Raw genomic sequence first — 8033 nt, 5'->3', positions numbered from 1 at the left:
TACACTGCGTCCAGTGGCAAGCCGGTGCAGGCAGGCGATATCGACCTGCTGGTACGGGCCCTGTCGATGGGCAAGCTGCACCATGCCATGATGGGTACGGCGGCGGTGGCAATCGGCACCGCAGCGGCCATTCCGGGCACGCTGGTCAACCTCGCCGCTGGCGGGGGCGAGCGCAGCGCCGTGCGTTTCGGTCATCCCTCGGGCACCCTGCGGGTCGGCGCCGAGGCGCGTCAGGAGAAGGGTGAGTGGACGGTGACCAAGGCAATCATGAGCCGCAGTGCTCGCGTGCTGATGGAGGGCTGGGTTCGCGTGCCTGGCGACAGCTTCTAACGCACCAGCGGCGCTCGGCTTTAGTCAGTTGGGGCTGCTGTGCAGCCCCGGCAATTCTGAAGGGAGCTGGATATGAGCGCCAACGTAGACCTCAATGACCGCCCGGACTACGACCGGGTGCTGCAAACCCTGGCCGACTACGCCCTCGGTTATCGGGTCGATTCTGCTGAAGCCCTGGACACCGCGCGCAACTGCCTGATGGACACCCTGGGCTGCGGTCTTCTCGCCTTGCGCTTCCCTGAGTGCACCAAGCTGCTGGGCCCATTGGTGGAAGGTACCGTGGTGCCCCATGGGGCTCGCGTTCCTGGCACCGCCTACCGCCTCGATCCGGTCAAGGCTGCCTGGGATATCGGTTGTGCCGTGCGCTGGCTGGACTATAACGACACCTGGCTGGCCGCCGAATGGGCTCACCCTTCAGACAACCTTGGCGGCATCCTGGCCGTTGCTGATCACCTGTCACAAAAGCGCGTGGCCGCTGGTGAAGCGCCGTTGCTGATGCGTGATGTGCTCGAAGCCATGGTCATGGCCCACGAGATTCAGGGTGTGCTGGCGCTGGAAAACTCGTTCAACCGTGTTGGGCTCGACCACGTGATTCTGGTGAAGGTAGCCTCGACCGCCGTGTGCGCCAGGCTGATGGGGGCCAACCGCGAGCAGATGCTCTCGGCCTTGTCCCACGCCTTCGTCGACGGCCAGGCCCTGCGCACATACCGCCATGCGCCCAACGCGGGCTCACGCAAGTCTTGGGCCGCGGGTGATGCGTCCAGCCGGGGCGTGCGCCTGGCCGATATCGCCTTGCGTGGCGAGATGGGCGTGCCGGGTGTGCTTACGGCGCCGCAATGGGGCTTCTACGACGTATCGTTCAGCCATACCAACAAGGACTTGGCGCTCAAGCCTGCTGGGCAGTACGAGCTGCGTCTGCCCCAGGCCTTGGGCAGCTATGTGATGGAAAACGTGCTGTTCAAGGTCAGCTTTCCTGCCGAGTTTCATGCTCAGACCGCCTGTGAGGCGGCCGTCACCCTGCATCCGCGTGTACGAAACCGCCTGCACGAAATCGACCGCATCGTCATCACCACCCAGGAGTCGGCGATCCGCATCATTTCCAAAAGCGGCCCGCTGGCCAACGCCGCCGACCGCGACCATTGCCTGCAGTACATGGTGGCGGTGCCGCTGATCTTCGGCCATTTGGTGGCTGAGCATTATGAGGATGCCTTCCATGCCAACCACCCGAGCATCGATCGTTTGCGCGAGAAGATGGAGGTGGTGGAAGACCCGCGCTTCAGCCGCGAGTACCTGGAACCGGACAAGCGTTCGATCGCTAACGCGCTGCAGGTATTCTTCAAGGATGGCAGCAGCACCGAGCAAGTGCTGGTGGAGTATCCGATCGGGCATCGGCGGCGGCGTGGAGAAGGCATACCGTTGCTGGAGGCCAAGTTCAGGGCCAACCTGGCGACCCGTTTCGCGCGGCAGCGGTGTGGCGAGATTGGAGAGCTGTGCAAGGACCAGCAGCGGCTGGAGCGCACAGCGGTGCACAGGTTCGTGGATTTGTTCGTGATCTGAGGCCAGAGTGGGGTTGAAACAAGAAAGCCCTGGCATCACTGCCAGGGCTTTCTTTACAACCTGTGACTCAGCTTACGCCTGAACCACCGGGATCTTGGCGTTGGCTGCCGCTTCGCGGAACTCGGCGATCTGGTCGAAGCTCAGGTAGCGGTAAACGTCGGCAGCCATGCTGTCGATGTCTTTCGCGTACTGCATGTACTCTTCGACGGTCGGCAGCTTGCCGATGATCGAAGCGACAGCAGCCAGCTCGGCCGATGCCAGGTACACATTGGTAGCGTCGCCCAGACGGTTCGGGAAGTTACGGGTCGAGGTGGAAACCACGGTCGAACCGGTCTGCACACGTGCCTGGTTACCCATGCACAGCGAGCAGCCTGGCATTTCCATGCGTGCGCCGGCCTTGCCGTAGATGCCGTAGTAGCCTTCTTCGGTCAGCTGGTGAGCGTCCATCTTGGTTGGCGGAGCCAGCCACAGACGGGTTGGGATGCCACCCTTGACCTTGTCCAGCAGCTTGCCGGCAGCGCGGAAGTGACCGATGTTGGTCATGCACGAACCGATGAACACTTCGTCGATCTTCTCGCCCTGTACCGAGGACAGCAGGCGGGCATCATCCGGGTCGTTCGGCGCGCAGAGCACAGGCTCCTTGACGTCGGCCAGGTCGATTTCGATGATTTCGGCGTACTCGGCATCGGCGTCGGCCGACAGCAGCTCAGGCTTGGCCAGCCAGGCTTCCATGGCCTGGGCGCGACGCTCCAGGGTGCGGGCATCGCCGTAGCCTTCACCGATCATCCAGCGCAGCAGGGTGATGTTGGAGGTCAGGTACTCGGCGATGGCCTTCTCTGGCAGCTTGATGGTGCAACCGGCAGCGGAACGCTCGGCCGAGGCGTCGGACAGCTCGAAGGCTTGCTCGACGGTCAGTTCGTCCAGGCCTTCGATTTCCAGGATGCGGCCGGAGAAGGCGTTTTTCTTGCCCTTCTTCTCGACGGTCAGCAGGCCCTTCTGGATGGCGTAGTAAGGGATGGCATGCACCAGGTCACGCAGGGTGATGCCTGGCTGCAGTTTGCCCTTGAAGCGCACCAGGATCGACTCTGGCATGTCCAGCGGCATGACGCCGGTGGCGGCGGCGAAAGCCACCAGGCCGGAACCGGCCGGGAACGAGATACCGATCGGGAAGCGGGTGTGCGAGTCGCCACCGGTACCCACGGTGTCAGGCATCAGCATGCGGTTCAGCCAGCTGTGGATGATGCCGTCGCCTGGGCGCAGCGACACGCCGCCACGGGTGCGGATGAAGTCTGGCAGGGTGTGGTGGGTGGTGACGTCGATCGGCTTTGGATAGGCCGCGGTGTGGCAGAACGACTGCATCACCAGGTCAGCGGAGAAGCCCAGGCACGCCAGGTCTTTCAGCTCGTCGCGGGTCATCGGGCCCGTGGTGTCCTGGGAGCCGACGGTGGTCATCTTCGGCTCGCAGTAGGCACCTGGGCGCACGCCCTGGCCTTCTGGCAGGCCGCAGGCACGGCCGACCATTTTCTGCGCCAGGGTGAAGCCCTTGCCGGAATCGGCAGGCTGCTCTGGTTTCTTGAACAGGTCGGAAGCACCCAGGCCCAGTTCGGCGCGGGCTTTTTCGGTCAAGCCACGGCCGACGATCAGCGGAATACGGCCGCCAGCGCGGACTTCATCCAGCAGCACTTCGGTTTTCAGCTCGAAGTTGGTGACCAGTTCGTCGCTGCCGTGACGGCGTACTTCACCTTTGTACGGGTACACGTCGATGACGTCGCCCATGCCTAGGTTGGTGCAGTCGAATTCGATCGGCAGGGCGCCGGCGTCTTCCATGGTGTTGTAGAAGATCGGGGCGATCTTGGTGCCGAAGCAGAAGCCACCGGCGCGTTTGTTCGGCACGTACGGGATGTCGTCGCCGAAGAACCACAGTACCGAGTTGGTAGCGGATTTACGCGAGGAGCCGGTACCGACCACGTCACCCACATAGGCAACCGGGAAACCCTTGGCCTTGACGGCTTCGATCTGGGCCAGCGGGCCGACCGAACCAGGCTGCGACGGTTCGATGCCGTCGCGGGCCATTTTCAGCATGGCCAGGGCGTGCAGCGGGATGTCTGGGCGCGACCAGGCGTCCGGGGCTGGGGACAGGTCGTCGGTGTTGGTTTCGCCAGGTACCTTGAACACGGTCAGGGTGTACTTGTCGGCGATGGCCGGACGCGAGGTGAACCACTCGCCGGCAGCCCAGGATTCCAGCACGGCCTTGGCATGCGCGTTGCCGGCCTTGGCTTTTTCGGCCACGTCGTGGAAGGCATCGAACATCAGCAGGGTGTGCTTGAGCTGCTCGGCCGCGACGGCGCCCAGTTCGGCGTCATCCAGCAGTGCGACCAGCGTTTCGATGTTGTAGCCGCCCTGCATGGTGCCCAGCAGTTCGGTGGCATGCTTGCGGTCGATCAGTGGCGACTTGGCTTCGCCCTTGGCGACGGCGGAGAGGAAAGCGGCCTTGACGTAGGCAGCTTCGTCGACCCCTGGCGGTACGCGGTTGGTGATCAGGTCTACGAGGAAGGCTTCTTCGCCGGCCGGCGGGTTTTTCAGCAGCTCGACCAGGCCTGCAGTTTGTTCGGCGTTCAGCGGCTGGGGCACGATGCCCAGGGCGGCACGCTCTTCGATGTGTTTGCGGTAGGCTTCAAGCACAGTTATTTCCCTCATCAGTGGTCCCTAAAGGGGGTCCGGGACGCTTATCCAGCATTCAATGCACCCATGCGCTGCCACGGCTTTGTGGGCCGCCCAGCCAGAGTCGCAAAGAATCCTTACAGAAGCTGCTTTCAAAGTTTTACGCCTGCAGAACGGGGGCTGATGAGGGTTGGCGCGGGCATGCGAGGGAAGCATGACCCGGGCCAACGCCGTTCTACCGGATTAACTGTGCTCGTGACGCTTTGAAAACAGCTTCCAACGGACATTGTTGCCTTTGAAAAGGCCGGATGATTCTACGGCAAAAAAAGCCCGAAGGTAAGGCGGTGAACATGACTTTAACGAGTGACCCTGGTTAGACAAAGGGCTAACATGGGCCTGTGTTCCACCGCCAAGCTGTTGTTTTTCATGTCCAACAAGTCCATCAAAACCCCTTGCGTCGGCCTGTGCTCCACGGTGTACGGAGACACGGTGTGCCGTGGCTGCAAGCGTTTTCACCACGAAGTGATCAACTGGAACGGTTACGACGACACGCAGAAGCGCGCCGTGTGGTTGCGCCTTGAGCAACTGCTGGTGCAGGTGATGATGGCCAAGCTTGAGGTGTTCGACAAAAGCCTGCTGCGCCAGCAACTGGAGCAGCGCTCGATCCGCTTTGTCGAGCAGCAGTCGGAATATTGCTGGGCTTACCAGCTTATCGCCCGCGGGGCGCGGATGATCCGTGACCTGGAGGCCTACGGTATGGTGCTGTTGCCGGAATTTCGCGACTGGGAACTGCCGCAGTTGCGCGATGCCATCGATCGCGAGTTTTTCCTGCTTTCAGAGGCGCATTATCAGCGCTACATCGCCCCCAGCTTCCTGCGCGATGCCTTGGCGACGGGGCAAGGTTGACGCTGAGTGGGTGAAGCTACCGGCCCCTTCGCGGGGTTACCCGCGAAGGGGCCGACGTAGAGCCTGAATCAGTCGCCGGTATACTCGCAACCGCTGGTGCAGGTTTCGTGGATGCGTACCTTCGACAGCTCTGGCATCAACGGCTTGACCTGGTCCCAGATCCACTTGGCGATTACTTCGCTGGTAGGGTTTTCCAGGCCAGGGATGTCGTTCAGGTAGTTGTGGTCCAGCTGCTCGTAGATCGGCTTGAAGATCGCCTTGACCTCGGCGAAGTCGCGGATCCAGCCAGTGTGCGGGTCGAGCGGGCCGGTCAGGTGCAGGCCGACCTTGAACGAGTGACCATGCAGGCGGCCGCATTTGTGCCCTTCAGGGACGTGGGGCAGGCGGTGGGCCGATTCGAATGTGAATTCCTTGAAGATTTCCACGGGTGGACCTGTATAGCTGGTGGGGTAAGGGCTTGAGCGGAAATTGGTATTTCAATGTACTGCTCAATGTACTGATTGGTCGTCGCTGGGGTGAAAGAGGTCATTCACTGAGTGATGGCCGGCTGGCGCCAGGCAACCAAATTGGGCGCTATCTTAACCTGTTTTTTAGGGGGGGCTTCACGGAATCTGCGATAGAAGGTATTCCGGCCGGTCGCATTTTCGCGGTTGCGGGGTAGGATCCTGGGTAGTAAGTGGAAGAGCTTGTGCCATTGTAAATACAATGAAAAAGCCCGCTTGCTGGCGGGCTTTTGAAGATGCTGTAATCAGCTCTGCGCTGGTTTTTCCGGGGCGGCCGGTTTCAGCAGATTCTTCAAGTGCTCTGCGGTGCCCTGAGAGAGTCCATGACCCTCCCCAAACGTCGATTTCACGGCGTTATCCGCAGCCAGCATACGCTCAATTTTTCCTTTGCTTTCTTCCGCATTGCTGATGAGTTTCCCAAGTACATCAATCAGCGCATCGCTGGTGCGCTTGTACCTTTTGTATGCCCATTCTCTGGCAACGGACGAATCCGCCTCATTCAGTTCCTTTTTGGCTTCGTCATTCGCTTCTCGGGCGCTGCCCTCCTTCATCAGGAGTCTGGTTTCCGTTTGATCCGCACGTAAAATAGCCTTGCATTGATCAATAAATGCGATGGCTGCATCCTTTTCGGCAAGCCTGTGTTTCCAGGTTCGGCCCTCGAGGTTGGCAATTTCCTTGTCCAGATTGTCAATCACGGTATCGCTTCGCTTGAAGTACTCCGCGAAAGTGATTCCATCCTCTGACTGCGCTTTCATCTGTCGTTCAGCTTGGGTGACGGATACCTGCACAGCTGCTGCCGCTACATCATGTTCTTTGCCACTTTCGTAATGCTTCCATCCGAACCAACCCGCCACCGCAATCGCTATCGCAGTGCCGATGCCCAATACCGCTTTCATCCCTCAGATCCCCTGATGCTGGCAAAACGACATATTAACACCGCGGAGGGGTCGGAACGGTAGTCGCGCAGGCATGGCCGCTACAAGGCTTGCAGGCGTTCACACAGCTGCCCGGTGGCAATCAGCTCCAGCAATTCGTCACCTAGCCGCTGGCTTTCGGCAATGGCCTTGTACCAATAGCGTTTGCGGCCAGGCGCATCGCCCATGAAGCGTTTGAAGTCGTTGCGATCGGGCAGCTTGCCGTAGGGCAGGGCGGCCAGGTACTGCGGGGAAGGGGTCATCAGCAGCACATTCTGCAGGCGAGTGGCATCGCCCTTGCGCCAGGGCAAGGCTTTGTCGAACCAGCCGGGTACCACCTTGTCGGTGAAGTGCGGGTACAGCACCAGGTCGTCGCCGCGATAGGGCAGGTCGAGGTGGTAGTCGAGCAGGCCGCCGTCGCGGTAAGTGCCGGCGCCAGCGCCGGGGATGTCTTTCACGCCCTGCATGACCATGGGGATCGAGCCCGAGGCGAGCAGGGCGTGGCGCAGGTTGGCCAGGCCCAGCGGCAAGTAGCGCGAGGGGAAATCGGTAAGCGCTTCGAGCGGTGGGGCGGCGCGCTCATCGTGCAGGATGACGCGCTCGAAGTGGCGGGCCAGGCGCGAACGGCCGAGCAGGTTGCTGGCGACCACCGAGCCCAGGCCCAAGCCCAGGCGCCCGCGATGGTCGTGGGCAAGCTGGCCATGGCTCTTCACCACCAGCATGTTCAGGTGATAGTGCGGGTTGGCCAGCAGCTGGCCGTCACGGTCCTGCAACAGGTCATCGAGCATTTTTTGGCAACTGCGGCTGATTTCGGCCGGGGTCACGCCCTTGGCGAAATCCTGCTCGGTGTACAGCTCGCCCAGGCGGCGGATACCTGCGACCGGGTCGTCGAGGCAGGCGCTGGCGAAGCGCCAGGCACCAATCGAGGCACCGATCAGCGCCCGCGGGCGCGGTGCCGAGGGCAGCCACTCACCGAACAGCGCCAGGTCCAGGCCTTGAATGCCCAGCGGCTTCGGCCCACCCGCCGCGCCCGGCAAGACCCCGACATCGGCGGCCTGCAGGCCACGCTCGCGGATATGTCGCAGGGCCCGTTGGCCAGCCTTGAAGGTGAGGGCGGGGTATTTGATGTGGATGGCGCTCATGCGGGGGATCCCTTGGGCAG

Annotated in this window: 7 protein-coding genes; 3 read left to right on the top strand and 4 right to left on the bottom strand. The window is 61.8% G+C overall.

The genetic code is table 11. The features are described from left to right. Together APH42_RS04695 and prpD are read left to right on the top strand one after the other, a co-directional pair. On the top strand, positions 1-330 hold a 330-nt coding region (locus APH42_RS04695), incomplete at its 5' end, for a PrpF domain-containing protein (RefSeq protein WP_305728943.1). 72 nt (positions 331-402) lie between these two features. Further along, a complete protein-coding gene (gene prpD, locus APH42_RS04690; RefSeq protein ID WP_060492843.1) occupies positions 403-1887 on the top strand; it encodes a 2-methylcitrate dehydratase in 1485 nt (494 codons plus the stop codon). 72 nt (positions 1888-1959) lie between these two features. On the opposite strand, the gene acnB is transcribed toward prpD, so the two are convergent. Beyond that, positions 1960-4569 (bottom strand): bifunctional aconitate hydratase 2/2-methylisocitrate dehydratase, encoded by a 2610-nt coding sequence (acnB, locus tag APH42_RS04685; RefSeq protein ID WP_041166454.1) that lies wholly within the window; start codon positions 4567-4569, stop codon positions 1960-1962. A gap of 405 nt (positions 4570-4974) precedes the next feature. Between acnB and APH42_RS04680 the strand changes: the two genes are divergently transcribed. Continuing rightward, on the top strand, positions 4975-5454 hold the full coding sequence (locus APH42_RS04680; RefSeq protein ID WP_171577252.1) for a DUF1289 domain-containing protein: 480 nt from the start codon (positions 4975-4977) through the stop codon (positions 5452-5454). A 68-nt stretch (positions 5455-5522) separates the two neighbouring features. Here APH42_RS04680 and queD read toward each other — a convergent pair whose 3' ends face one another. The 3 genes from queD to APH42_RS04665 form a co-directional block, all read right to left on the bottom strand. Beyond that, positions 5523-5879, bottom strand: a complete 357-nt coding sequence (queD, locus tag APH42_RS04675; RefSeq protein ID WP_012271598.1) for a 6-carboxytetrahydropterin synthase QueD — start codon at positions 5877-5879, stop codon at positions 5523-5525. 323 nt (positions 5880-6202) lie between these two features. Further along, positions 6203-6853, bottom strand: a complete 651-nt coding sequence (locus tag APH42_RS04670) for a hypothetical protein (protein WP_060492842.1) — start codon at positions 6851-6853, stop codon at positions 6203-6205. Between the two features lie 80 nt (positions 6854-6933). Continuing rightward, positions 6934-8013 (bottom strand): patatin-like phospholipase family protein, encoded by a 1080-nt coding sequence (locus APH42_RS04665; protein ID WP_060492841.1) that lies wholly within the window; start codon positions 8011-8013, stop codon positions 6934-6936. Positions 8014-8033 lie beyond the last annotated feature (20 nt).

Origin of the sequence: Pseudomonas sp. NBRC 111140, from assembly GCF_001320885.1 — a bacterium.
GTDB classification, from domain to species: Bacteria; Pseudomonadota; Gammaproteobacteria; order Pseudomonadales; family Pseudomonadaceae; genus Aquipseudomonas; species Aquipseudomonas putida_P.
Note: the sequence above shows the minus strand (reverse complement) of the source record. Positions and strands in the feature narration are given on the sequence as shown.